Origin of the sequence: Phycicoccus avicenniae, from assembly GCF_050496545.1 — a bacterium.
GTDB lineage: Bacteria > Actinomycetota > Actinomycetes > Actinomycetales > Dermatophilaceae > Phycicoccus > Phycicoccus avicenniae_A.
In genome coordinates, this window is sequence record NZ_JBNVZV010000038.1 from 1 (window position 1) to 24,980 (window position 24,980).

Sequence of the window (24,980 nt, forward strand, 5' to 3'; positions counted from 1 at the left end):
GGTCGCCGGCCTCGACAACATGGCCGAGCAGTCGGTGCAGGTGCAGGCGTGGAACGAGCTGGGCGCCGGTCCGTTCGGTCCGGCGGTGACGATGCAGTCCGCCGGCACCCCGGCGGCGCTGCCGGCCCCGGGCATCAGGGCCAGCGGTCCGGGTCCGGCGCAGGACAGCGCGACGCTGAACGTCACCTGGCAGCAGGGCTCGCCCAACGGCCCGCCCACGACGAAGTACTCGCTCTACCAGCGGGTCGGTGGTGGTGGCTGGACCAAGGTCACCGACACCTCGCCCTCGGTGCAGTTCGCCGATGTCGTCATCCCCTACGACGGACGCACCTACGAGTACACGGCGACCCTGACCAACGGCGCGGGCCTGGAGTCACCGCAGTCGAACTCCTCGTCGTTCACGTCGATCGGGCAGCCGTCCACCCCGACCGTGGTTGCTGCCACCCCCACCGACAACAAGAGGGTGGAGGTGACCGTGTCGGTCGGCCAGCCGCGCGCCGGGTCGTTCACCGCCATCCGATGGCGCGGCGGCGGGCTGAACGGCACGGTCGCGTGCCAGTGCGCCGCGGGTTCGCAGAAGACGTTCACGGTCGGTCCGTTCGACACCGCGGGGACGGGCAGCGGCAGCTCGATCACGATCAAGGCGCGCACGGTCAACTCCGGCGACCAGGAGTCCGTCGAGGCCACGTCGAACGCGGTGACCCCGTACGGTCCGACGCTCACCCCGACCGGGCTGAACAGCACCCGCAGCGGTAACACCATCACCTGGAGCTGGAACCTGCCCCAGAACGGTCGCGACATCACCGACGTCCAGGTCCGCGGGGCCGTCGACGCCACGTACGGCGGCAACCGCACCCAGGTCAGCTTCACCGGTCAGGACGGCCAGACGTACGGGCTCGAGGTCCGGCAGAAGTCCGCCGCCGGGTGGTCCGACTGGGCCGGCCCGGACCGGCAGACCATCCCCGACCCCAAGACCGTCACCGTGCTCAAGGGCAGCACCTGCTCCGAGCGCTCCTGCGCCACCGGGAACGGTTCGTGCACGACTGCGGGCTGCCGGTGGATCGCGGTGCGCACCTCCGGCTTCGGCGGTGGCGTCAACTGTTCCTTCCAGCTCGACGGTCGCGCCGTCAGCGGGTGGAGCGGCATGTCGATGGGCGGGAACGCGACGAAGGAGAGCGACAACTTCTACGGCGGCACAGGCACGGTCACAGCGACCTGTGGAGGAGTCTCGGACTCGCTCAACTGGTAGCGGTGCCCCGCGTCCGGGGAGGGCTGTCGGTGCTCGCCTCTAGCGTCGTGGGCAACACCTGGAAAGGGGTGAGCCGCATGACCCGACCCGACGTCATGACCGTCGACTGCCGCACCTGCCCCGTGCGGGAGCTGCACTGCGACGACTGCATGGTGCCCGTGCTCCTGTCGCTCACCGCGCCCGGCAGCCGCTCCGACACCGCCCTCGACGCCGAGGAGCGGGCCGCCGTCACCCGGCTGGTCCGGGCCGGCCTCGTCGACCCCGAGACCGCCGGCACGGCCCGCGCCCGGCTGGAGCCGGGGCACGCCGTCCGGGGTGGGCGCGCCGTCGGCTGACCGGTCGCCCGGGGGCACGCAGGCGCGCTCCCTACGATGTGCCGGTGCCCGTCCGCCCCGTCCCGCCGTCCCCGCCTCGGCGGCCGTGGGCGAGCGCCGGGCCGACCCTGGCCGTCCTGCTGTTCGCCGGATGCTCCGCCACGCCGGCCCCCACCCCTTCGTCCACCACGCCCACCGCCACCGCCCCTTCGCCGTCCACCTCCTCGCCGGCCTCCGCCTCCGAGGTCGCGACCGCGGTCGACGCCCTGCTGACCCGCCGGGAGGCGGCCCTGGTCGCCGGCGACACGCGGGCCTTCACCGCCACCGTCGCCGAGCCGGCATCGGATGCCGGCCGCGCCCAGCTGGCGTCCTCGAGCGCCGCCCGGGCGCTGCGGGTCGCCCGGCTCACCCACGACGTCGTCGCGCCCGTCGACGACCCCTCGGACGTCGAGGTCACCCTCCGCTACCGCATCGCGGGCACCGACCGGGCCGACCGTACGGCCCGGGTGCGGTACGCCGTCGTCCGCGTGGGTGGGACGTGGCGGGTGGCGGAGGAGACCGCGGTGGAGGCGGCGCCACCCTGGCTGGCGATGCCCGGGATGCGGGTCGTGCGCACGTCCCGCGCCGTCGTCGTGGGGACCGCCCCGGACACCGCGCTCGAGGCCGCCTCGCGCACCGTCGAGCGGGCCCTGCCGCGCCTGGCGAAGGACTGGTCCGACACGCCCCGGCGGGTCCTCGTGCTCGTCCCCGCCACCGTCGCCGAGGCCGCCGCGCTCGGCGGCGGGACCGCGGGCGGGGTGGGCCGCGTCGCGGCGAGCACCGACGGGCCGCTCGGCGCCGACGGCCGGGCCACCGGTGACCGGGTCGTGCTCGACCCACAGGCCCGCGAGCGGCTGACGCCGGCCGGGCGCGACGTCGTCCTCACCCACGAGCTGGCCCACGTGGCCGTCCGCGCGAGCGTGCCCGGTTCGGCGCCGACCTGGCTCTCCGAGGGGTACGCGGACCACGTCGGCTACGCCCGGGCCGACGTGCCGGACGCCGCCCTCCTCGCCCCGCTGACCGCGGCCGTCCGGGCGGGTACCGCGCCGACCGCGTTGCCGGACACCGCATCCCTCGACCCGGCGGTGGGAGACATCGAGGTCGGCTACCTCGCGGCCTGGCAGGCGGCCGAGCTCGTGGCCGACCGGTACGGGGAGGCCACCCTCCGGCGGCTGGTGCGCCGCTGCTCGGTCCTCGGCCCGCAGGAGGCCGCCGAGCGCGCGTGCGACGCGACGATGCCCGCCGTGCTCGGCACCGACCGCGCCGGTCTCACCCGGGCGTGGCGGCAGCGGCTGGACGCGCTGGCTCGCTGACCTCCTCGGTGCGCCGCGTGGACGCCGGCAGCACGAGCGAGGCCGCCACGAGGGCCCCGGTGAGCCAGAACTGGTTGTAGAACGCCTGCTTGTTCACGAGGTTGGCCACGGCGAGGACCAGCGCCAGCCAGCGCAGCACCTCGGCGACAGGGGGCTGGCGCCGCCACACCACGAGGACCGCCGCACCGACGGCGGCGACCATGGCGGCCCCGGTCACCGCGAAGGGCAGCGTCACCCCGTGCTCGTTGAGGAAGTAGAGGAACCAGGTGTTGGCGAAGCGGATCGGGTGGAAGGTCAGCAGCGTCGTCACGGTGTCGCCGAAGAACGCCCCGGCGTCGGCGAGCACCCACGGCAGGACGAGCAGGCCGGTCAGGCCGCCCGTGGCCAGCGTGCGGCGCCACCCGAAGGGCTGCCAGACGAGGAGCACCGGCGCGAGGAGGGCCAGGTGCTGCTTGCTGGCGCAGGCCAGGGCCAGCGGGACCACCGCCCACCAGGCGTGCCCGCGGCGCACCAGCGCCGCCCACCAGACGAGCAGGGCCGCGAGCACCGGCTCGGTCCACGCCTGGTCGACCTGGGTGAGGGTGCCGGGAGCCAGGACGAGGATCGCGGCGACGGCCGCGGTGCGGGCGGTGCGCCCGGCATCGGTCCCGGCGAGCGCCCAGAGCCCGGCGAGCAGCACGAGGGTCCAGACGAGGAGCATCCACCGGACGTCGCCGGCGACCCAGCGTCCCGGGGCGGTGAGCACCGCCATCCACGGGAGGTAGGGGAAGAAGTCCTGGACGCCGGGGGAGTCGGTCCACTGCTGCGTGTAGACGTTCTCGCCCCGACCGATGGCGTCCGCACCCTGCTGCAGCACCACCCACACGTCGATGCGCGGTGCCTTGTCGCCGATGATCGTGACCGCCGCGAGGGCGGTGTGCGTCACGCCCGCGGTGACCAGGGCAGCGGGCGCGCCCCACGAGCGCCCGATGAGCAGCAGTGCGGCGCAAGCCAGTCCGCCGACGGTGAGGACGGTGAGCGCCGCGGTCAGCCATCCGCCGCGCAGGTACGAGAAGAGCGGCACCGTGAGGGTGAGGACCACCGAGACCCCCAGCACGGCCGGCGCCAACCAGCGGGGGAGCGCGACGTCGGTGCGGCGGACCAGCCACCACGCCAGGAGGGCGGTGCAGGCGGTGAGGGTCAGCAGGATCGGCACCCGGAAGCGCACGACGCTCCACTGGAGCACGCCGAACCACGCGAGCCACGCGAGGCCGAGGACGACGGCGGGCAGCACCGCCGGGAGGACCGCCGGCGCGGGCCGGACCCCGCCCTCCCGCGCGAGGGCGTCAGCCACCGTAGAGCGCGTCGACCTCGTCGCCGAAGTCGCGCATCACGACGTTGCGCTTGAGCTTGAGCGACGGCGTGAGGTGGCCGGACTCCTCGGTGAAGTCGGTGTCGAGGATGACGAACTTGCGGATCGACTCGGCCTTGGAGACAGCGGTGTTCGCGTCGTCGACGGCCTTCTGGACCTCGGCGAGGATGCGCTCGTCCTCCTTGGCCTTCGCGAACGGCACGCCGTCGAGGCCGTGGTTGGAGGCCCAGCCCGGGTACATCTCCTCGTCGAGGGTGACGAGCGCGCCGATGAACGGCTTGCCGTCGCCGACGACGATGCACTGGCTGATGAGGGGGTGGGCGCGCAGCCGGTCCTCGAGGACGGCCGGGGCGACGTTCTTGCCACCCGCGGTCACGAGGATCTCCTTCTTGCGGCCGGTGATCCGCAGGTACCCCTTGTCGTCGAGCTCGCCGATGTCGCCGGTGTGGAACCAGCCGTCGCGGACGGCGTCGGAGGTGGCCTGCTCGTTGCCGCGGTAGGCGCGGAAGACGTTGACCCCACGCAGGCAGATCTCGCCGTCGTCGGCGATGCGCACGTCGACCCCGGGCAGCGGCGGCCCGACGGTGCCGATGCGCATGGCGTCCGGGAGGTTCACCGTGGCCGGCGCGGTGGTCTCGGTGAGGCCGTAGCCCTCGAGGATGCTCACCCCGATGCCGCGGAAGAAGTGCCCGAGGCGGGTGCCGAGGGGTGCCCCGCCGGAGACGGCGTACTGCACGCGGCCGCCCATCGCCTCGCGCAGCTTCGCGTAGACGAGCTTGTCGAACACGGTGTGCCGCAGGCGCAGCCCCAGCGGAACGGTCCCGGCGTCCGTGGCCTCGGACCACGCGATGGCGGTGGCCGCCGCGCCGGCGAAGATCTTGCCCTTGCCGCCGGCCTCGGCCTTGGCCTCCGCGGAGTTGTAGACCTTCTCGAAGACGCGCGGCACGGCGAGGATGAAGGTGGGGCGGAAGCTCGCGAAGTCGTCCATGAGCGTCTTGAGGTCGGAGGAGTGACCCATCCGGACCCCCGCCGTGACGGCGAGGACCTCGATGAAGCGTGCGAACACGTGCGCCAGCGGGAGGAACAGCAGCGTGGAGGCGCCCTCGCCCTTGACCACCGCGGCGATCTGCTCGGCGGTGTTCTCGGCGAGGGTGAGGAAGTTGCCGTGGGTCAGCTCGACGCCCTTGGGGCGGCCGGTGGTGCCCGAGGTGTAGATGACGGTGGCGAGGCTCTCGCGGGTCAGGCCCTCGAGGCGCCCCGCGAGCTCGGCGTCGTCGACGTCGGCGCCGTCGCGGCTCAGGGTGTCGACGTCACCGTGGTCGAGCACCCAGGTGTGCCGCAGGCCGGAGAGCCGCTCGCGGCCCTTCTCGACGGCCGCCAGGTGCTGCTCGGTCTCGACGACGATGCCGACCGCGCGCGAGTCGGAGAGGATCCACTCGACCTGGTCGGCCGAGGAGGTCTCGTAGATCGGGACCGGCACCGCGCCGGCTGCCCAGAGGGCGAAGTCGGTGAGGGTCCACTCGTAGCGGGTGCGGCTCATGATGCCGACGACGTCGCCGACGCCGATGCCCGCGGCGACGAAGCCCTTGGCCAGTGCGTCGACCTCGGCGGCGAAGGTGGCGGCCGTGACGGCGGTCCAGCCCGCGCCGGCCCGCACGGAGAACGTCACCCGCCCGGGCTCCCGCGCGGCGATCCGGGCCGGGAGGTCACCGAGGGTGCCTTCGCTCGTCGTGGGCAGGACGAGCGGTGTGGACGTCTCGTGCACCGTCGGACTCCTTCGTGCGCGGGTGGGCGGACCCCTCAACTCTAGGCCCCGGCGTGCGGGTAGCCTGCGGTGCCATGGCCGACCGCACCCGATCCACCATCGACATCGCCGCCGCACCCGGCGAGGTCCTCGACGTCATCGCGGCGTTCGAGTCCTACCCCGAGTGGGCGGAGCAGGTGAAGGACTGCACGGTCCTCACCGAGGACGGCGACGGCTGGGCCGACCAGGTCGAGTTCACCCTCGACGCCGGGGCGATCAAGGACCAGTACGTCCTCGAGTACGACTGGGACGTCGCCGAGGACGGCACCGGCACCATCTCCTGGCACCTCGTGCGCGCCTCGCTGCTCAAGGGCCTCACCGGCAGCTACACCCTCGAGGAGGTCGGCGCCGGCACGCGCGTCGGCTACGACCTCGAGGTCGACCTCACGATCCCGATGATCGGGATGCTCAAGCGCAAGGCCGAGAAGCTCATCATCGACGCCGCGCTCTCCGAGCTGAAGAAGCGCGTCGAGGGCTGAGCGCCACGATGAGCGCACCGGGGTGGCACGACCAGGTGGGGAGCGTGGCCGAGGAGGCCGGACGCCTCCTCGAGAGCCTGCGTCGCGCCGGCCAGGACGACGGAGGAGCGGCGCCGACCGGAGCCCCGGACGACGCGGACCGTGCGGACCACACCGCGCCCCGCACCGATGGGCCGCCCGCGGCCGGGTTCTCGTGCGACGACCCCGTCTGCCAGTGGTGCCCCGTGTGCCGGGCCTCGGCGTTCGTACGGCAGCTGAGCCCCGAGACCCTCTCCGGCCTCGCCGAGCTCGCCGGCTTCGCCGCCACCGTGCTCGGCGACCTCGCCGCGTCCCGTGCCCGCCAGGACCGGCCCCGCGACCCGCACGAGGAGGCCCGCGATGACTGACGGACCGCTGGCGGTCGGCGTCGACATCGGGGGCACCAAGGTCGCCGCCGGGGTCGTCGACGCCGGCGGCGCCGTGCTGCGCCGGACCCGGCGCGACACCCCGCACCGCTCCACGAGCCCCCGCGTCGTCGAGGACACCATCGTCTCGGCCGTCGAGGAGCTGCTCGGGCACGGCGACGAGATCGTCGGGGTCGGCATCGGCGCCGCGGGCTTCGTGGCCGCCGACCGCGCCACGGTCGTCTTCGCCCCGCACCTGTCGTGGCGCAACGAGCCGCTGCGCGCCGCCCTCGGCGAGCGGCTCGACCTGCCGATCTTCGTCGACAACGACGCCAACGCCGCCGCGTGGGCCGAGCACCGCTTCGGGGCCGGGCGGGGCGAGAGCCACCTCGTGATGGTCAACCTCGGCACCGGCATCGGGGGCGGCATCGTCCTCGACGGGCGGGTCCTGCGCGGGCGGTTCGGCATCGCGGGGGAGTTCGGGCACATGCAGGTCGTCCCCGACGGCATCCGCTGCGAGTGCGGCAACCGCGGATGCTGGGAGCAGTACGCCTCCGGCAACGCCCTCGTCCGCGAGGCACGCTCGCTGATGTCGGCCGGCAGTCCCGTCGTCTCCGACCTCTTCGAGCGCGTCGGCGGCGACCCCGGCGAGCTCACCGGCCCGCTCGTCACCGAGGCCGCCCGCGACGGCGACCCGCTGGCCCGCGAGCTGCTCGGCGAGATCGGGCGCTGGCTCGGCGTCGGCATCGCCGACCTGGCCGCCGCGCTCGACCCCGGCACCTTCGTCATCGGCGGCGGGGTCAGCGCGGCGGGCGACCTCCTCCTCGAGCCGGCCCGCGCGGCCTTCCGGCGCCAGCTGACCGGACGCGGGTACCGCCCCGAGGCCACCATCGTCCAGGCCCAGCTGGGCAACGAGGCCGGGCTCGTCGGGGCCGCCGACCTCGCCCGGGTCGGCGCGGCCGACCTCGCCTGGGCCGAGGCCGGTGACCGCGCCGAGCGCGGCGGGTCCACCCCCGCCGGCTGAGGGGCACCGTGCCCGGCGAGCGGTTCCGCGTCGCGACGTACAACACCCGCGACTTCCTCGACGACCACGCGCTGGCAGCCCGCGTGGTGCGGGCCATCGACCCCGACGTCCTGTGCCTCCAGGAGGTGCCGCGCCGGCTGTTCGCGCCGTGGCGCCTGCGGCGCTTCGCCGCACGCTGCGAGATGCGGTGGAGCGGGCGGCAGACCGGCAGCGGGGGGACCACCGTGCTGACGTCGGAGCGGGTCGAGCTGGTCGAGGCGGACCACCGACGGCTGCCGGTGCGCTGGCCGGACCGCACGCGGGGCTGGGCACGGGCCCGGGTCCGGCTCGCCGGTGGTCACGAGCTGACGGCGGTCTCGCTGCACCTCAGCCTGCGGCCGGAGGAACGGGTGCGCCACGTCCGGGCGGTGCTCGAGGCCCTCGACGGCATCGAGCCGCTGCTCGTGGCGGGGGACCTCAACGAGGAGGACGACGGCCCGGCCTTCCGGCTCGTCGACGTGCCGGGGCGGCTCGGTGTGGCCGGGCCCGCACACCCGACCTTCCCGGCGCGCTCGCCGCGACGGCGCCTCGACGTGCTGTTCGCGTCACCCGGGCTGCGGATCCTGCCGCAGCGCGAGGTCCTGCTGCCCGATGCCGTGTGGGCCGCGGCGAGCGACCATCGCCCGGCCTGGGTGGACCTCGAGATCGGCTGAGCGGCAGGGACGTTCGGACGCGTGGCGCCCGGGTTCCCGCCGACCCCGCTAGAGCCGGACGCCGTCGTCGTCCTCGTCGCGGTGGCGCGGCTGGCGCAGCACGAGCAGCGCGAAGCCGCCGAGGGAGAGGACCAGACCGGCGAGGAACCACCGGGTGCTGTGGAAGGGCCGGGCCATCGCCACGTAGATGAGGCAGAGCGGGCCGGCGACGAGCCCGAGGACCGCGCCCCAGAAGTGCAGGTCCTCCTGCGGCGGCAGCTCGACGGCCGGCGGCTCGAAGTGCTCGTCCTCCTCCTCGTCCGCGACCGGGTCGGCGCCGGAGACGTCGGAGCCCTCCTCGGCCGAGGTCTCGGCGGCGCGCCACGACGAGGCGGGGACGACGATGTCGAGGGGCGAGGGGTTGACCCACGGCGGACGCGCGGGGGCGGGCTCGGCGTCGTCGGCGGGCTCGGCCGGGCTGTCGAGGTCCTCGGTCGGCCCGGCGGTGCCGGCCACGTCGTCGCCCGGGGAGGAGGGCCCGTCCCAGGCCGCGACGATGGAGGCGAAGCGCGCGTCGACGTCGCGCTCGTCCATCTCACCGGGGCGGTCGCTCACGCATCTCTCCTCGCGCTGGGTGGGCCGGGACGATCTTCGCACGGGCCGCTGGGGGGCCGCCGGGTCGTGGGACGATCCTGCGGCACGGGGGCAACGCCGCGAGGGTGCATTAGGCTTCCCGGCAGACGCGAGGAAGGGTGGTCCGTTGTTCTACTGGGTGCTGAAGACGGTCGTCCTCGGGCCGGTCCTCCGCCTCCTCTTCCGCCCGTGGGTCGAGGGCGAGGAGAACATCCCCGAGGACGGCGCCGCGATCTTCGCGAGCAACCACCTCAGCTTCTCCGACTCGATCTTCCTGCCGCTGCTCGTGCCCCGGCGGATGACCTTCCTCGCCAAGGCCGACTACTTCACCGGCGTCGGCCTCAAGGGCCGGCTCACCGCGGCCTTCTTCAAGGGCGTCGGCCAGCTGCCCATCGACCGCTCCGGCGGGCGGGCCAGCGAGGCCGCCCTCACCAGCGGGCTGCGCGTGCTGCGCCGCGGCGAGCTGCTCGGCCTCTACCCCGAGGGCACCCGCAGCCCCGACGGCCGGCTCTACAAGGGCCGCACCGGCGTGGCCCGGATGGCCCTGGAGGCCGGCGTGCCGGTCATCCCGGTGGCGATGATCAACACCGACAAGGCGCAGCCGACCGGCACCAAGATCCCCAAGCTGGTCCGCGTCGGCGTCCGGGTCGGCGAGCCCCTCGACTTCTCGCGCTACGAAGGCATGGAGGGCGACCGCTTCGTCCTGCGCTCGGTCACCGACGAGATCATGTACGCGCTGATGGAGCTCTCCGGCCAGGAGTACGTCGACATGTACGCCACCGCGATGAAGGACCGCATCGCGCGCGACAAGAAGAACAAGGCCAAGGAGGCCGCCGAGGCCGCCGCGCCGGGCCGGGCCGCCCGCGAGCTCGAGGAGGCCCTCGACGGCGAGGGCCCGGTCGAGGGCGAGCCGGCCGCGGACGGGCGTGACGCCGGCCCGGAGCGGCGCGCGAGCTGAGGGGCGACGTGGGGGTGCTCGGGCCGCGCTCACCGCGCACCGGACGGCGCGAGCCGGTCGTCGTCGAGGCCTTCCACCGCGGGCTCGACGTCTTCCGCCCGCTGGCCACCGCCTATGCCGCCCTCCTCGCGTGGGACCGCCGCGACGAGATGGTCCGGCCCTGGGTCGCCGTCGTCGTGCTGGTCGTCATGGCCGCCTGGTCGCTCGGCTTGCTGGCCTACCACCGTCGCGGCCGGGCGGTCCTCGCCGTCGAGGTGGTCATCGCCGTCGCGGCCATCCTCGCGACGCCGCTCGCCGACGGCATGGATGCCGTGCAGGCCGGCCAGTTCACGCTGCCGACGGTGTGGGCAGCGGGGTCGGTCGCCGGCGCGGCGGTCGTGGCCGGCGCCCGCGGCGGGCTGTTCGCGGCGGCCATCGTGGCGGTCGCCGACCTCGTCGAGATCGCCGGGCGCCCCACGCAGGGCACCGTGCACAACATCGTCATCATCGTCCTGCTCGGTGGGCTCATCGGGCTGGCCGTCGACCTCGCACGCTCCGGCCTCGAGCGCGAGGAGCAGGTGCTCCTCGAGCGAGAGCGGCTGCGCGAGCGCGAGCGCATCGCCCGGGTCGTCCACGACGGCGTGCTCCAGTCCCTGGCCTTCATCCACCGGCGCGGCGTCGAGCTCGGGGGTGACGCCGGCGAGCTGGCCACGCTCGCCGCCGACCAGGAGCGCGCGCTGCGGCGGTTCGTCTCCGGCGCGGGCGCGCCCGCGGGGTCGATGGACCTGCACGGCGTCGAGGGCGCCGAGGTCGACCTGCGCCTCGCGGTGACGGCGCACGAGCGGCCCGGGGTCAGCGTCGCCGTCCCGGGCGACCCGCTGCTCGTCGACCCGCAGGTCTCCCGCGAGCTCGACGCCGCCCTCACCGCGGTCCTCGACAACGTCGACCGGCACGCGGGGGAGGGGGCGCGGGCCTGGGTCCTCCTCGAGGGCGACCCGAGCGGTGTCGAGCTGACCGTGCGCGACGACGGCGTCGGTGCCGACCCGCTCGCGGTGCAGGCCGCCGCGTCGCGCGGGCGGATGGGCGTCAGCTCCTCGATCCGCGGCCGGGTCGAGGACCTCGGCGGTTCCGCCACGTGGACCACCCGCCCCGGGGCAGGATGCACGGTGCGCATCATCGTCCCGCGCACGAGGGGGAACCAGCCATGACCGACGTCGACGCCGACGCGACACCCGCCGCCGCACCGCGCGTGCTCGTCGCCGACGACCACCCGCTCTGGCTCTCGGCGCTCGAGCGCGACCTCGTGGCCCGCGGCGTCGAGGTCGTCGGCACCGCCGCCGACGGCCCGTCGGCGGTCCGCCGCACCCGTGCCGCGCGCCCCGACGTGCTCGTCCTCGACCTCAACCTCCCCGGCCTGCGGGGCGACGAGGTCTGCCGCGCCCTCGGCGACCTCCCGACGCGCGTGCTCATCCTGTCGGCGAGCGGTGAGCAGCAGGACGTCCTCGCCGCCATCAAGGCCGGCGCCACCGGCTACCTCGTGAAGTCGGCGTCCCCGAGCGAGATCCTCGAGGCGGTCCTGGCCACGGGACGCGGCGAGGCGGTGTTCACGCCGGGGCTGGCCGGGCTGGTGCTCGGGGAGTTCCGCCGGCTGGGCAGCGAGGCCGGGGCCGTGGAACCGGCCGAGACCACCGACCGCGAGCGGCCGATCCCGCAGCTGACCGCCCGCGAGACCGAGGTGCTGCGGCTCGTGGCCACCGGGATGTCGAGCAAGGAGATCGCGGCCCAGCTCTTCCTCTCGCACCGCACCGTGCAGAACCACGTGCAGAACACGCTCGGCAAGCTGCACCTGCACAACCGCGTCGAGCTCGTACGCTTCGCGCTGGCCCACGGCCTCGAGGACGAGGACACCGAGCCGGCGTCGTGACCGCGATGCGGGCCCGCTGTCCCGGATGCCGGACGCCCACCTACCATTGACGCTCGTGAGCACGACCACCTCCCCGGACCCCCTCCAGCGGCTCGCCGCCGGTGCCGACCTCCCGGCTGCCCAGCAGCCGGTCTGGCCCGACCGCGCCGCCCTCGACGAGGCCACCCGGACGCTCGCCTCCTATCCGCCGCTCGTGTTCGCCGGCGAGTGCGACGTGCTCAAGGACCGGATGGCCGCCGTCTCGCGCGGTGAGGCCTTCGTGCTCCAGGGCGGCGACTGCGCCGAGACGTTCGTGTCCGCGACGGCCGACAACATCCGCGACCGGGTCAAGACCATCCTCCAGATGGCCGCCGTCCTCACCTACGGCGCCTCGATGCCGGTCGTCAAGGTCGGGCGGATGGCCGGGCAGTACGCCAAGCCGCGCTCCAGCGACGAGGAGACCCGCGAGGGCGTCACCCTCCCGGCCTACCGCGGCGACATGGTCAACGACTACGAGTTCACCCCCGAGGCGCGCCACCCAGACCCGCACCGGCTGGTGCGCGGGTACCACGCGAGCAGCGCCACGCTGAACCTCGTGCGGGCCTTCACGACCGGTGGCTTCGCCGACCTGCGCCACGTCCACGACTGGAACAAGGGCTTCGTCGCCAACGCCGCCAACTCGCGCTACGAGCGGCTGGCGCGCGACATCGACAAGGCGATGCGCTTCATGGCCGCGTGCGGCGCCGACTTCGACGCCATGCGCACGACCGAGTTCTTCTCCGCGCACGAGGCGCTGCTCCTGGACTACGAGCGGCCGATGACCCGCGTCGACTCGCGCACCGGGCACCTCTACGACACCTCTGGCCACTTCATCTGGGTCGGCGAGCGCACCCGCGACCTCGACGGCGCGCACATCGACTTCGTGTCGCGCGTGCGGAACCCGGTGGGCGTCAAGGTGTCCGCGAACGCCGACGTCGACGACCTGCTGCGGATGATCGACGTCGTCGACCCCGACCGCGAGCCCGGGCGGCTGACCTTCATCACCCGGATGGGGGCGGGCCGCGTGCGCGACGCGCTGCCGGCCATCGTCGAGAAGGTCACCGCCTCCGGCGCGCTCGTCTCGTGGGTCTGCGACCCGATGCACGGCAACACCTACTCGTCGGCCTCGGGGTTCAAGACCCGTGACTTCGACGATGTCGTGGGCGAGGTCCGGGGCTTCTTCGAGGTGCACCAGGCGCTGGGGACCCACCCGGGCGGCATCCACGTCGAGCTCACCGGCAACGACGTCACCGAGTGCGTCGGCGGGTCCGAGAAGATCCTCGACGCCGACCTCGGCACCCGGTACGAGTCGGTCTGCGACCCGCGGCTCAACCACCAGCAGAGCCTCGAGCTGGCCTTCCTCGTCGCCGAGATGCTGGCCCAGGACTGACCGCGCCGATGACTGCCTACCTCGCGGACCTGTTGTCCGACACCCTGACCCGTCCCACCTCGGCCATGCGCGAGGCGATGGCCCGCGCCGACGTCGGTGACGACGTCTTCGGCGAGGACCCCACGGTGCGGGCGCTCGAGCAGCGCGTCGCGGGGCTGCTCGGACACGAGGACGCCCTCTTCGCGCCGACCGGGTCGATGGCCAACCAGCTCGGGCTGCGGCTGCACGTCGCGCCGGGCAAGGAGATGGTCGCCGACCAGCAGGCGCACGTCGTGCGCGCCGAGCTCGGTGCGGCAGCGGCGTTCTCGGGCATCACGTCGCGCACCTGGCCGTCGGTGCGCGGGCTGCTCGACCCCGCGGGGCCGATGTCGCTCGTCACGACCGGGGTCGGGCCGTACCAGGTCGAGACCGCGCTGGTCGTCGTCGAGAACACCCACAACTTCGGCGGCGGTACCGTGCAGCCCATCGAGGCGATCCGCGAGGTGCGTTCCGCCACAGAGGCTCTGCGTGTGGCCATGCATCTCGACGGCGCCCGGCTGTGGAACGCGCACGTCGCGTCAGGGGTGTCGCTGGCCGAGTACGGCTCGCAGTTCGACACCGTGTCGGTGTGCCTGTCCAAGGGCCTCGGGGCGCCCGTGGGGTCGGTGCTCGCCGGGTCCTCCGACGCGATGGCCGAGGCGCGCATCTGGCGCAAGCGGTACGGCGGCGGGATGCGCCAGGTGGGCATCCTCGCGGCGGCCGGCCTACACGCGCTCGAGCACCACGTCGAGCGGCTGGCCGACGACCACGCACGGGCCCGGCGCTTCGCCGAGGCCTGCGCCGAGGTCGCGCCCGGCACCGTCGACCCCGGCACGGTCGAGACCAACATCGTCGTCCTCGACGTCGGCGTCGCCGGGCTGACCGCCGCGCAGTTCGTCGACGCGCTGCTCGAGCACGGGGTGCGCACCTACTCCGTCGGACCGCGCGCCGTGCGCCTCGTGTGGCACCTCGACGTCGACGACGCCGGCACCGACGCCGCCGTCGCCGCCGCCCGTGAGGTCCTCTCCGCCGCCTGAGCCCCACACCCCTTCTCCCGAACGTGGGTGAAATCCTTCGGCATACCGACGGTTGTCACCCACGTTCCGCGCAGGAGCGGCGCTGGGTCGCGCCTCAGACGTCGTGGTGCAGGGCCTCGACGGGCGGGTCCTCGGCGGCGGTCGCTCCGGCCCGCCGGCGCCGCGCCAGCACACCGCGCAGCTCGACGAGGTACATCGAGGAGAGCACGAGCGCCCCACCGACCAGCAGCCGCCCGGTGGCCGACTCGCCACCGAGCAGCACGGCGAAGAAGGCCGCGAAGACCGGCTCCATCGCCATGACGATGGCGGCCCGCGTGGCCGTGAGGTGCGCCTGGGCCCAGGTCTGCGCCCAGAGCGCCGCGGCGCCGGCGACCAGCGCCATGTAGAGCATCGAGAACCACTGGCCGCCATCGGCCGGCAGCGTGACGCCTCCCGGCACGGCACCCACGAGGCACACGAGGGCGATGACGGCCGCCTGCACCGTCGCCAGCCCGACCGCTGCCGAGGGCCGCGACCAGCGGCCCAGGGCGACGATGTGCCCCGCGTACAGCACCGCCGACGCGAGGGTGACCCCCTCGCCGTACCCCAGGGCGAACCCTCTCAGGGAGAGGACGGCCAGCCCGATCGTGGTGAGCAGCACCGCGCCCCACGTCACGGCGTCGATGCGCTCGCGCAGCAGCACCGCGCCGAGCAGCGGGGTGAGGACGACGTAGGTCCCCGTGACGAACCCCGACACCGAGGCGTCGGTGTGCTGCAGCCCCACGGTCTGGAGGAGCTGGGCCACGCCGTAGAGCACGCCGAGGACGACGCCCGTCCGCAGGTCGCGGCGGGAGAGCGCCAGGGTCTGGCGGCGGAAGAGGGCGAACATCACGACCGCCGCGATCGCGAAGCGGACCGCGAGGAAGTCGGCCGGGGGGACGGTCTCGACGAGGTCGCGGATGAGGAAGAACGTCGAGCCCCAGACCGCGGTGACGAGGAGCAGCAGCAGGGTCGCCACGCGGGCGAGGCGCGGGGTGGTGCCCACCCGCTCAGACGATCGTCACGGTGACGGTGCTCCCCTTGGGTGCCTTGCCGTTCTCCGGGGACTGGAAGCGCACCGTGCCGAAGATGCCGCCGAGCGCGCGCTCGACCTTGACCTTGAACCCGGCGGCCTCGAGGAGGCTGCGCGCCTCCTCGACCTGCTTGCCGATGACGTTCGGCACGTCGACGAGCACCGGGCCCTTGGAGACGACGAGGGTGACGGTGTCGCCCTTGAACAGGGTCCCGTCGCGCGGGGACTGGCTGACGACCGAGCCCTTGGGCACGGTGTCGCTGTTCTCCTGCTTCGCGGCGTCGACGGTCAGCCCGAGGTCGGCGAGCTCCTGCTGGGCGGTCTTGGCGCTCTTGCCCGTGAAGTCCGGCACCGTGATCGGCTGGCGGCCCTTGGAGACGACGAGGGCGACCGCGGCGTCGCGCTTGAGGCTCGCGCCGGCCTTGGGGGAGGAGGAGACGACCTGGCCCTCGGGCACCTTCTCCGAGAACGCCTCCGTGACCTTGCCGAGCGCGAGGTTGGTGCCGGTGAGCTGGCGTCGCGCCTCGGCGAGGCTGGAGCCCGCCAGGGTCGGCACCGCGTAGCGCTCCGGGCCCTTCGACACGGTGAGCACGACCTCGGACCCCCGGCGCACGGTGGCGCCGACGCCCGGGTCGACGGTCATCACGACCCCCTTCGTGACGTCCTCGGAGAACGCCTCGGCCACGGTGGGGTCGAGGTTCGCCGAGCGCACCGCGGACATCGCCTGGGCCTGCGTGCGCTCGAGGACCGACGGCACGGTGGCCGTCGCCCCGGGACCGAGGAAGAAGAACCACGCGGTGGCGGCGGCGAGGAGCATGGAGGCGAACGCGTAGGGCCACCAGTTGCGGCCGCGGCGTCCGCCGCCCGCGACGACGACGCCCTCCAGCGGGGGTCGGTCGACGGCGATGGCCGTGGTGCGCGCGTGGTCGTCCCTGCCAGGGCGCACCGGCGTCACGGCGCTGCGGTCACGCACCGGCAGGGCGGCCGTCGACGTGGGGAGCGATGCCGCCGCGGCCGCGGCCGGCCCGTCCGGGCGGGCGTCGAGCACCGTGGGGGAGAGCGAGGCACGGGTGCGCCGCACGAGGCCGAGGAAGTCGGCGGCGTCGGTGGGACGCTCGTCGGGGTCGCGAGCGGTGGCGGCCGCCACGAGGTCGTCGAGGGCCGGGGGCAGCTCGGGCACGCGGTCCGAGGGCATCGGCACGCCGCCGTGCACGTGCTGGTAGGCCACGTGGATGGGAGTCTCGCCGGTGAAGGCCTTGGTGCCGGTGAGCATCTCGAAGAGCATCAGCCCGGCGGCGTAGACGTCGGAGCGGGCGTCGGCGACGCCGCGCTCGACCTGCTCGGGCGACAGGTAGGCCACCGTGCCGAGCAGCACGCCGGAGGAGCTGGTCATCGTCTGGCTGGAGACGGCGCGGGCCAGCCCGAAGTCGGCGACCTTGACGGTCCCGTTGTCGTTGATGATGACGTTCTCGGGCTTGACGTCGCGGTGGATCAGGCCCTTGGTGTGGGCCTCGGCGAGGGCCTGGAGCACGGCGTCGAGGACGTCGAGGGCGGCGCGCGGCGAGAGGATGCCCTCCTCGCGCAGCACGTCGCGCAGGGTCATCCCCGGCACGTACTCCATCGCGAGGAAGACCGAACCGTCGTCCTGGCCCTGGTCGAAGACGGCGACGACGTTGGGGTGCGACAGGGACGCGGCCGAGCGGGCCTCGCGTCGGAACCGGCTGACGAAGGTCTCGTCGTGGACGAGGTGCGGGCGCATCACCTTGAGCGCGACCTCGCGCTCGAGCCGCTCGTCGAGGGCGAGGTAGACCGTGGCCATCCCGCCGTCGGCGAGGCGCGACAGGACGCGGTAGCGGCCGTCGAGGGTGCGCCCGATGAGGGCGTCGCCGGTGGATGACACCGTAGGAGTGTACGTAGTCACGACCCTGCCCCCGCTCTCCGCCCGGCGCGTCACATGGCGGCGCGGAGCCGCTTGATCGAGCGCACGTAGCCCTTCGTGTCCGAGTACATCCCGTGCCGCTGCACCGACGCCAGGCCCTGGTAGTACCCGGCGATCGCCTGGTCGGTGGAGCTCGCCGCGCGTCCGAGCGCCCGGAGCATCACGACCCCGGCGGTGATGTTGTCGCGCGAGTCGAGCAGGTCGAGGCGGCGGCCGACGAGCGAGGAGGCCCACTGCCCGCCGGAGGGGATGACCTGCATGACGCCGACGGCGTTGGCGGGGGAGACCATCCGCTGGTTCCACCCCGACTCCATGGAGCCGATGGCCAGCGCGAGCTTCGGGTCGACCCCGTGCCGGCGGGCGGTCTGCACGATGATCGCCCGGGTCTCGCTGCGGCTGGGCACCGACCGCCTGGCGAGGATGTCGTGGTTGCGGCGGGCGGCGGCGACGACCGAGCTCGGGTACTTCACGCCACCGAAGGTGTCGGAGACGGCGTGCGCGGCGGCCACCGGGATGCGCAGGCGCTGCCCGACGCGGAGCAGCGCGCCGCTGGAGATGCCGCTGGCCCGGGCGATCGCCGACACCGAGGTGCCGTAGCGGGCCGCGAGGCCGGAGAGGGTGTCCCCGGAGCGGACCGTGTGCGTCCGGGCCTTCGTGGCGGCCGGGCGCGCGGCCTTGCTCGAGGACGAGGCCACCGCGGCGGCGCCACGGACGACGACCCGGTCGCCGGGGTAGATCAGGCTGGTCGACGACTTGTGGTTGGCCTTGAGCAGACCGGCCAGCGGGACGCGGTACCGGGCGGCGATGCTGCTCATGGTCTCGCCGGCGCGCACGCGGTGGACCGCGCTCGCGGGGCGGGCCTTGGCGGCCGGAGCGGCCTGGGCCGCGGTGCGGGGCACGCTGATCTGGTCGCCCGGGTGGATGAGGCCCGGGTTGCTCAGGTGGTTGCGGGCGGCGAGCGCGTCGACCGTCGTCCGGTAGCGCGCGGCGATGCCGTCGAGGGTCTCGCCGGACCGCACGTGGTGGGTGGTCCAGCCGTGGGGCGCGGTGCGGGTCGGCGCGACGAGGGCGACGACGGGCTCCAGGACGGGGGTGGCGGGCGGCGGTGCGGCGACGACCATGAGGGGTCCTTCGGCGGGGATGTCGGATGGGTTCTGCGGTGAGGGATGTGACTTCTGGGGCACACGGTACCGGAGTGGCGCGTGGTACGCAGGTGTCGTGGGTGATAGTGAGCCGACCGGCGCCCTCCCCGTCGGCGTCGTCCGCACCCGGGCGTGTGGCACGCTGGCGCCGTGAGCGACCCGACCCCCGACCCGGCCCGGGACCTGGAGTCCCTCGTCCCCGAGTGGCTGACCGTGCCCGACCTCGCCGAGCGCCTCGGCCGGCGCCTCTCCGACGTCCGCACCCTCCTCGAGGACCGCGAGCTGCTCGCGGTGCGCATCGGGGAGCGGCGCGTGCTCGCCGTCCCCGCGGGGTTCGTCGACGACGACGGCCCCCTCCCGGCCCTGCGCGGCACTTTCACCGTGCTCGCGGACGGCGGGATGGACGACGAGGAGATCGTGCGCTGGCTGCACACCCCCGACGACACCCTCCCGGTGCCCGGCAGCCCCCTGGACGCCATCCGCGCCGGCTTCAAGACCGAGGTCCGCAAGCGGGCCATGGAGGAGGCGTTCTGACGCCCTGACGTGCTCGCCGTGGCGGCGGGTGCCGGTGCGTCAGGCGCTGCGGGCCGTCGCCGTGGCGACCAGGTCGTGCAGCACCCCGCGCGCCTCCGGCTCCAGACCGGGGGCCTCGGCCAGCGCCGCCCGGGCCGAGGCGGCCAGCCGGCCGATCTCGTCCTCGACCACCGCGACCGCGCCGGACCCCGAGATGAGGCCGCGCAGCTCGTCGACGTCGGACCCCTCGAGGTCCGGCCGCCCCACGAGGTGCTCGACCCGCTCCCGGCCCCCGGCGTCGACCCCGGCGAGCGCGTGCGCGAGGAGCACGGTGCGCTTGCCCTCGCGCAGGTCGTCGCCGGCGGGCTTGCCGGTCTGCTCGGGGTCGCCGAAGACGCCGAGCAGGTCGTCGCGCAGCTGGAAGGCCCGGCCGACGTCGAGGCCGTAGCGGGAGAGGGCGTCGAGGCCCGCGGCATCCAGCCCGCCGACGCTCGCGCCGATGAGCAGCGGGTGCTCGACCGTGTACTTGGCGCTCTTGTAGCGGATGACCCGCCCGGCGCGCTCGACCCGCTCGTCGTCGGCGAGGCCGTCCCAGGGGCGCATCGACTCGACGACGTCGAGGAACTGGCCGGCCATCAGCTGGGTGCGCATCCGGTCGAAGACGCCGCGGCCGCGGGTGAGGTCGGCGTCGGGGAGCCCGCAGGTGGCGTACAGCTCGTCGGTCCAGGTGAGGCAGAGGTTGCCGGCGAGCACCGCGCCGGCCAGGCCGAAGCGCTCGTCGTCGCCGGTCCAGCCGCGGTCGGCGTGCCGGCTCGCGAGGGCGCGGTGCGCGGCGGGCATCCCGCGCCGGGTGTCGGAGTCGTCCATGACGTCGTCGTGGATGAGCGCCGCGGCCTGGAACAGCTCCATCGCGGCGGCCAGCCGGACGAGGGCGTCGGAGTCGGGGGCACCGGCGGCCCGTGCGCCCCAGTAGAGGAAGGCCGCCCGCAGCCGCTTGCCACCGCGCAGGAGGTCGGCGACCGCGTGGAGCAGGTCCTCGACGTCGGGGCCGAGCTCGGCGAGCACGCGGGCCTGGCCGGCGAGCTCGGCGTCGAGGACGGTCTGCACCCGGCGCCGCAGGTCGGCGGTGTCGAGCACGCTGGTCACGGGGGCTCCTGACGGCGGATCGGGTCGGACGGGTCGGTCGGATGCTGGCGCCCCGAGCCTACGGTGTCGGGCCTCGCGTACCCTCGCCGCCATGGGTCACTACGGAGGGGGCGGCCGTCCCGAGCACCTCGTGGCGTCCATCCCCGCCCGGCTGCGCGAGGAGCGCCCGTCGGTCAGCTTCGAGTTCTTCCCCCCGAAGGACGACGCCGCCGAGACGGTGCTGTGGGACGCCATCCGGCGCCTCGAGCGGGTCCGGCCGGCGTTCGTGTCGGTCACCTACGGCGCCGGCGGGACGAGCCAGGACCGCACCGTGCGGGTCACCGCCCGGATCGCCGACGAGACCTCGCTGACGCCGTTGGCGCACCTCACCTGCGTCGGGCAGTCGGTGCGCGACCTGCGCCAGGTCGTCGGCCACTACGCCGCCTCCGGTGTGCGCAACGTCCTCGCCCTGCGCGGCGACCCGCCCGGCGACGTCCGCGGCAACTGGACCGCCCACCCCGACGGCCTCGACCACGCCGAGGACCTCGTCCGGCTCGTCTCCGGGCTCGGCGACTTCACCCTCGGCGTCGCGGCCTTCCCGGACGTCCACCCGGACAGCCCCGACCTCGACCACGACGTCGAGGTGCTCGTCCGCAAGGCCGATGCCGGCGCCTCCTTCGCCATCACCCAGATGGTCTTCGACGCCGACACCTACCTGCGCCTGCGCGACCGGGTGGCGGCCCGCCGGGACCTGCCCGTCACGCCGGGGCTCATGCCGGTGACCAACGTCAAGCAGATCCAGCGGATGTCCCAGCTCATGGGGACCCCGCTGCCGCCCGCGGTCGTCCAGCGCCTCGAGGCGGTCAAGGACGACCCGGCCGCCGTGCGCGCGGTCGGGGTGGAGATCGCCACCGAGATCGGCCGCCGGATGCTCGACGAGGGCGCGCCGGGGCTGCACTTCATCACGATGAACCGCTCGACGGCCACGCTCGAGGTCCACGAGGCCCTCGGCCTCTGAGCGGAGCCGTCAGGCGACGTCCATCGACTGGCCGAAGGTGATGCGCAGCAGCTCCTCGTAGGTCGTCGCGAACACCGTGTGGCTGTGACCGGCGGCCGCCCACACGGTGTCGTAGCGGCCCAGGCTGGCGTCGACCACGGTGCGGATGCGGGTCGGGTGCCCGATCGGGGCGACGCCGCCGATGGCCATCCCGGTGTGCTCGCGCACGAAGTCGGGGTCGGCCTGCTCGACACTGCTCAGGCCGAGCAGCCCGGCGACCTTGGCGGTGTCGACGCGGTGGCCGCCGGAGGCGAGGACGAGCAGCGGTGCGCTCCGTCCGTCGGGGGCGACCGACACGAAGACCAGGCTGTTGGCGATCTCAGCGGGCGTGACCCCGAGCGCGTCGGCCGCGGCCCGGGCGGTGCGCACGGCATCCGGCAGCTGGCGCAGGTCGGGGCGGATGTGGTGCAGCGCGAGGGTCTCGAGCACGGCGGACACGCGGGGGTGCGCGGTGAGGTCGCGCTGCGGGGGAGTGTCCTCCGGGGCGACGCCGACGGGCTCGGGCGACATGGCCGAAGCGTAGTGGTCGGTGCCCCCGCGTGGCCTAGCCCGGACGGACCACCCCGTACGCGCGCAGCTTGCGGTACAACGTCGCGCGGCTCATCCCCAGCTCGACGGCGGCCCCCGACACCGTCGCGCCGGGCTCGTCGAGGGCGCGGAGGATCTCGTCCCGCTCGAGGGACTCCAGGCGCGAGAGCCGCCGCCCGCCGGGGTGGACGACCGATGCGGGGAGGTGGCGCACGTCGATGGTGTCGGTGCGGCCGGCGGCCTCGTGGACCATGCGCACCAGCTCGTCGATGTTGCCGGGCCAGCCGTGGCTGCGCAGCGCCGCCTCGGCCGCCGGGGTGAACGACACCTCGCGCAGCCGGGTCTGGTGCGCGGCGTGCCGGGCCAGGGGCATGACGTCGTCGGGGCGCTCCCGCAGCGGCGCGACGGCCACGACCGTCTCGACGAGCGGGGCGAGCGGGGCAGGCACGGCGTCGAGCCGCTCGGCGGTGACGCCCCACGCGAGCAGCGCCCCGCCGCCGCGGCCGGACACCGACCGCACGGCGGCCCGCGCGCGGGAGGCCAGCTCCTCGGCCGCCCACGCGGGGAGGGCGTCGACCCCCTCGACGACGACGGCGGTCTCGGGCTTGGCGAGCTCGGGGGTCCACAGGCCCAGCCAGGCCTCGACGTCCTCGGGCGGGGGAGCGGCGGCGCTGAGCACCCGGTAGCGCGGGTGGGCCCGGCGCAGGGCCTGGGCGAGGAGGGTGGCGCGGCCCGCGCCGGGCTCGCCGACCACGGCGACGACCCGCCCGGCCGCGAGCGCGGCGGTGGCCTCGCCGAGCGCGGTGGTCCACGACGAGGACATCGCGCGCAGGGTGCCGGCGGCCGGTTCGAGGCGGGCCCGCTGGACCCGGAAGACCCCACCGCGCGCCGCCCGTCGCGGGGCGTGCCCCTTCGAGCGCGCGAGCATCAGCGCCGAGGTGGTGCTCGCCGCGGACTCGGCGAGCGCGAGGAGCAGCCCGGCCGACGAGCGCGACCAGGTGGTGATGTTCACGCTGCCCTCGAGCGCCCCGGAGAGCGGGTCGAGCACGGGGACGGCCGCGCAGGTGTAGGTGCAGAGGCTCGCGCTGTAGTGCTCCTCGGCCCGGACGAGCGAGGGCGTGCGGTCGGCGAGGGCCATCCCTAGGCCGTTCGTGCCGGCCTCGCGCTCGGAGAACGCGAACCCCGGGGCGAGGTGGACGCGGTCGAGGGCCCGCAGCAGCGAGGTGTCGCCGGAGAAGCGGTTGAGCACCAGCCCGTCGGCGTCGGTGAGCATCAGGCTGAGCGGCTCGTCGGACAGGGTCTCGTGCAGGCGGGTCAGCACCTCGTGCCCGCACTCGACGAAGAGCGAGTCCGGCAGGACCGAGCCGGCCCACACCGGGTCGACCGACTCGAGCGAGACGCCGTACTCCTCGCTGCGCCGCCACGAGGCGAGGAGGCGGTGCGAGACCGTGCCGCCCTGGGCGGGGTGCTCGGCGCGCGCACGCACCGGAAGGCGGGCGTCGTGGTCCTGCCCCATCGCAGCCTCCTTCGCGTCCCTCTCGACGGTAACCCCGCAGGTCGCGGCGGTCGAGCGGCCCGTGTCTCAAAGTGAGACAGCAGGGGGCTGCCCACGCTCCGCGGGGCTGCCTACGGTCGAAGGACCGGACAACGACGTCCGCCCGAGGGAGGAAGCCCATGTACACCAAGGACGGCGACAGCTACTTCATCGTCGACGCGCACATCGCGCTCTGGGACGCCCGCCAGGAGAACCTGCGGAACATCCACGGCAAGCAGTTCATCGACTGCTTCTACGACTACCACCGCAACCTCTCGCCCGAGAGCGAGGTGTGGACCTACGACGAGTACCTGTACCAGGGCGGCGAGCGCCTCATGAAGGACCTCTTCGAGGACGGCTACGTCGACCACGCGATCTTCCAGCCGGCCGCGCTGACTGAGTTCTACCGCAACGGTTTCGGGCAGACCGAGGAGGCCTACGAGCTCGCCGCGGCCAACCCGGGGAAGCTGACGTACAACCACAACTTCGACCCCCGCAACGGCGAGCAGGGCATGGACCAGCTGCGTGCCGACCACGAGAAGATGGGGTTCACGGGGGTCAAGCTCTACACCGCCGAGTGGCACGGGGAGTCCCGCGGCTGGAAGCTCAACGACCCGTGGGCGTACCGGTACTTCGAGCTCTGCCGCGAGCTGGGCATCAAGAACATCCACGTGCACAAGGGCCCCACCATCCGCCCGCTCGACCGCGACGCCTTCGACGTCGCCGACATCGACCACGTGGCCACCGACTTCACCGACCTCAACTTCGTCGTCGAGCACGTCGGCCTGCCGCGGCTCGAGGACTACTGCTGGATCGCGACCCAGGAGCCGAACGTCTACGGCGGGCTCGCCGTCGCGATGCCGTTCATCCACACCCGTCCCCGGTACTTCGCGCAGATCATGGGCGAGCTCCTCTACTGGGTGGGCGAGGACCGGCTGTTCTTCTCCAGCGACTACGCGATCTGGACGCCGAAGTGGCTGATCGAGAAGTTCGTCGACTTCCAGATCCCCGAGGACATGACCGAGTACGCGCCCATCACGACGGACCAGAAGAAGAAGATCCTCGGCCTCAACGCCGCGACGATGTACGGCATCGACGTGCCGGCCGAGCTGCGCCTACCCGAGGCCGACGCCCCCGCCACCGGCCCGCGCGACCCCGCGGCCGCCGACCTCGCGAGCGTGTGATGACCGCGCTCGCGACCCGCGCACCCACCGACGCCGACGTGCGCGCGGCCCTCGGCACGGTCCTGGACCCCGAGCTCGACGAGCCGATCACCGACCTCGGCTTCGTCCGCTCGCTCGCCCTCGACGGGCCCGACGTCCGCATCCACCTGCGGCTGCCGACGTCGTTCTGCTCGCCGAACTTCGCCTACCTCATGGCCTCCGACGCCAAGGACGCCGTCGGGGCCCTCGAGGGCGTGGGTGTGGTGGGGGGGGGGGGGGGGGGCCCCCCCCCCGCCCCCCCCCCCCCCCCCGACCCGGGGGCGCGTGAGCGGTCCCGGGTCCCG

Annotated in this window: 24 protein-coding genes and 1 pseudogene; 16 read left to right on the top strand and 9 right to left on the bottom strand. The window is 74.3% G+C overall.

The genetic code is table 11. The features are described 5' to 3' along the window. From ACQZ2A_RS20400 to ACQZ2A_RS20410, 3 genes and pseudogenes are all read left to right on the top strand, one after another. Positions 1-1,249, top strand: a pseudogene (locus ACQZ2A_RS20400) (hypothetical protein); the annotation flags it as partial. Between the two features lie 77 nt (positions 1,250-1,326). Then, entirely contained in the window at positions 1,327-1,584 is a 258-nt protein-coding gene (locus tag ACQZ2A_RS20405) for a hypothetical protein (RefSeq protein ID WP_430214642.1), read from the top strand. A 44-nt stretch (positions 1,585-1,628) separates the two neighbouring features. Then, complete coding sequence (locus ACQZ2A_RS20410; RefSeq protein ID WP_430214643.1) at positions 1,629-2,915, top strand: hypothetical protein; 1,287 nt, start codon at positions 1,629-1,631, stop codon at positions 2,913-2,915. On the opposite strand, the gene ACQZ2A_RS20415 is transcribed toward ACQZ2A_RS20410, so the two are convergent. Then, a complete protein-coding gene (locus ACQZ2A_RS20415) occupies positions 2,872-4,248 on the bottom strand; it encodes a hypothetical protein (protein ID WP_430214644.1) in 1,377 nt (458 codons plus the stop codon). The genes ACQZ2A_RS20410 and ACQZ2A_RS20415 overlap by 44 nt on opposite strands. Continuing rightward, a complete protein-coding gene (locus tag ACQZ2A_RS20420; RefSeq protein ID WP_430214645.1) occupies positions 4,241-6,031 on the bottom strand; it encodes an AMP-dependent synthetase/ligase in 1,791 nt (596 codons plus the stop codon). The genes ACQZ2A_RS20415 and ACQZ2A_RS20420 overlap by 8 nt, the downstream gene beginning before the upstream one ends. A 74-nt stretch (positions 6,032-6,105) precedes the next feature. On the opposite strand from ACQZ2A_RS20420, the gene ACQZ2A_RS20425 reads away from it, so the two are divergent. From ACQZ2A_RS20425 to ACQZ2A_RS20440, 4 genes are read left to right on the top strand one after another with little or no spacing between them, the layout of a single operon-like run. Further along, a complete protein-coding gene (locus ACQZ2A_RS20425) occupies positions 6,106-6,549 on the top strand; it encodes an SRPBCC family protein (RefSeq protein ID WP_430214647.1) in 444 nt (147 codons plus the stop codon). Between the two features lie 8 nt (positions 6,550-6,557). Continuing rightward, complete coding sequence (locus ACQZ2A_RS20430; protein ID WP_430214648.1) at positions 6,558-6,935, top strand: hypothetical protein; 378 nt, start codon at positions 6,558-6,560, stop codon at positions 6,933-6,935. Then, positions 6,928-7,956, top strand: coding sequence for an ROK family glucokinase (locus tag ACQZ2A_RS20435; protein WP_430214650.1), 1,029 nt, complete (start codon positions 6,928-6,930; stop codon positions 7,954-7,956). Before ACQZ2A_RS20430 ends, ACQZ2A_RS20435 begins: the two co-directional genes overlap by 8 nt. Before the next feature lie 8 nt (positions 7,957-7,964). Further along, positions 7,965-8,648, top strand: coding sequence for an endonuclease/exonuclease/phosphatase family protein (locus ACQZ2A_RS20440; RefSeq protein ID WP_430214651.1), 684 nt, complete (start codon positions 7,965-7,967; stop codon positions 8,646-8,648). 48 nt (positions 8,649-8,696) lie between these two features. Here the strand turns inward: ACQZ2A_RS20440 and ACQZ2A_RS20445 are convergent, their stop codons facing one another. After that, complete coding sequence (locus ACQZ2A_RS20445) at positions 8,697-9,242, bottom strand: hypothetical protein (RefSeq protein WP_430214653.1); 546 nt, start codon at positions 9,240-9,242, stop codon at positions 8,697-8,699. Positions 9,243-9,387: 145 nt separating this feature from the next. On the opposite strand from ACQZ2A_RS20445, the gene ACQZ2A_RS20450 reads away from it, so the two are divergent. Genes ACQZ2A_RS20450 through ACQZ2A_RS20470 form a run of 5 tightly spaced genes read left to right on the top strand, consistent with a single transcriptional unit; the run spans position 9,388 to position 14,584 of the window. Continuing rightward, positions 9,388-10,218, top strand: coding sequence for a lysophospholipid acyltransferase family protein (locus ACQZ2A_RS20450; RefSeq protein WP_430214655.1), 831 nt, complete (start codon positions 9,388-9,390; stop codon positions 10,216-10,218). An 8-nt stretch (positions 10,219-10,226) separates the two neighbouring features. Continuing rightward, positions 10,227-11,405, top strand: a complete 1,179-nt coding sequence (macS, locus tag ACQZ2A_RS20455; RefSeq protein WP_430214656.1) for a MacS family sensor histidine kinase — start codon at positions 10,227-10,229, stop codon at positions 11,403-11,405. Continuing rightward, the gene (locus ACQZ2A_RS20460; RefSeq protein WP_430214657.1) at positions 11,402-12,121 is read left to right on the top strand and encodes a response regulator; all 720 of its coding nucleotides are present in this window, start codon (positions 11,402-11,404) and stop codon (positions 12,119-12,121) included. Before macS ends, ACQZ2A_RS20460 begins: the two co-directional genes overlap by 4 nt. A 55-nt stretch (positions 12,122-12,176) precedes the next feature. Continuing rightward, a complete protein-coding gene (locus ACQZ2A_RS20465; RefSeq protein WP_430214658.1) occupies positions 12,177-13,529 on the top strand; it encodes a class II 3-deoxy-7-phosphoheptulonate synthase in 1,353 nt (450 codons plus the stop codon). An 8-nt stretch (positions 13,530-13,537) separates the two neighbouring features. Beyond that, a complete protein-coding gene (locus ACQZ2A_RS20470; RefSeq protein WP_430214659.1) occupies positions 13,538-14,584 on the top strand; it encodes a threonine aldolase family protein in 1,047 nt (348 codons plus the stop codon). A gap of 94 nt (positions 14,585-14,678) precedes the next feature. On the opposite strand, the gene ACQZ2A_RS20475 is transcribed toward ACQZ2A_RS20470, so the two are convergent. The 3 genes from ACQZ2A_RS20475 to ACQZ2A_RS20485 are packed head-to-tail and all read right to left on the bottom strand — an operon-like array spanning position 14,679 to position 18,695. After that, a complete protein-coding gene (locus tag ACQZ2A_RS20475; protein ID WP_430214661.1) occupies positions 14,679-15,608 on the bottom strand; it encodes a DMT family transporter in 930 nt (309 codons plus the stop codon). A 4-nt stretch (positions 15,609-15,612) separates the two neighbouring features. Further along, positions 15,613-17,535, bottom strand: coding sequence for a Stk1 family PASTA domain-containing Ser/Thr kinase (pknB, locus tag ACQZ2A_RS20480; protein WP_430214662.1), 1,923 nt, complete (start codon positions 17,533-17,535; stop codon positions 15,613-15,615). 50 nt (positions 17,536-17,585) lie between these two features. Then, positions 17,586-18,695 carry a lytic transglycosylase gene (locus tag ACQZ2A_RS20485; RefSeq protein ID WP_430214664.1) on the bottom strand — a complete coding sequence of 370 codons (1,110 nt, stop codon included), beginning with the start codon at positions 18,693-18,695 and terminating at the stop codon, positions 17,586-17,588. Between the two features lie 171 nt (positions 18,696-18,866). On the opposite strand from ACQZ2A_RS20485, the gene ACQZ2A_RS20490 reads away from it, so the two are divergent. Then, positions 18,867-19,250, top strand: coding sequence for an Rv2175c family DNA-binding protein (locus ACQZ2A_RS20490; protein ID WP_430214666.1), 384 nt, complete (start codon positions 18,867-18,869; stop codon positions 19,248-19,250). A 39-nt stretch (positions 19,251-19,289) separates the two neighbouring features. Here ACQZ2A_RS20490 and ACQZ2A_RS20495 read toward each other — a convergent pair whose 3' ends face one another. Further along, positions 19,290-20,375, bottom strand: coding sequence for a polyprenyl synthetase family protein (locus ACQZ2A_RS20495; protein ID WP_430214668.1), 1,086 nt, complete (start codon positions 20,373-20,375; stop codon positions 19,290-19,292). Between the two features lie 91 nt (positions 20,376-20,466). On the opposite strand from ACQZ2A_RS20495, the gene metF reads away from it, so the two are divergent. Next, positions 20,467-21,372, top strand: a complete 906-nt coding sequence (metF, locus tag ACQZ2A_RS20500) for a methylenetetrahydrofolate reductase [NAD(P)H] (protein ID WP_430214669.1) — start codon at positions 20,467-20,469, stop codon at positions 21,370-21,372. 9 nt (positions 21,373-21,381) lie between these two features. On the opposite strand, the gene ACQZ2A_RS20505 is transcribed toward metF, so the two are convergent. Then, positions 21,382-21,921: a YbaK/EbsC family protein gene (locus ACQZ2A_RS20505; RefSeq protein WP_430214670.1), complete on the bottom strand. Its 540-nt coding sequence runs from the start codon at positions 21,919-21,921 to the stop codon at positions 21,382-21,384. Between the two features lie 34 nt (positions 21,922-21,955). Further along, a complete protein-coding gene (locus ACQZ2A_RS20510; protein ID WP_430214672.1) occupies positions 21,956-23,455 on the bottom strand; it encodes a helix-turn-helix domain-containing protein in 1,500 nt (499 codons plus the stop codon). Between the two features lie 158 nt (positions 23,456-23,613). On the opposite strand from ACQZ2A_RS20510, the gene ACQZ2A_RS20515 reads away from it, so the two are divergent. Further along, positions 23,614-24,657, top strand: a complete 1,044-nt coding sequence (locus ACQZ2A_RS20515) for an amidohydrolase family protein (RefSeq protein WP_430214674.1) — start codon at positions 23,614-23,616, stop codon at positions 24,655-24,657. After that, positions 24,657-24,980: iron-sulfur cluster assembly protein (locus ACQZ2A_RS20520; protein ID WP_430214676.1), on the top strand; the 324-nt coding region annotated here is incomplete at its 3' end. The genes ACQZ2A_RS20515 and ACQZ2A_RS20520, both read left to right, overlap by 1 nt.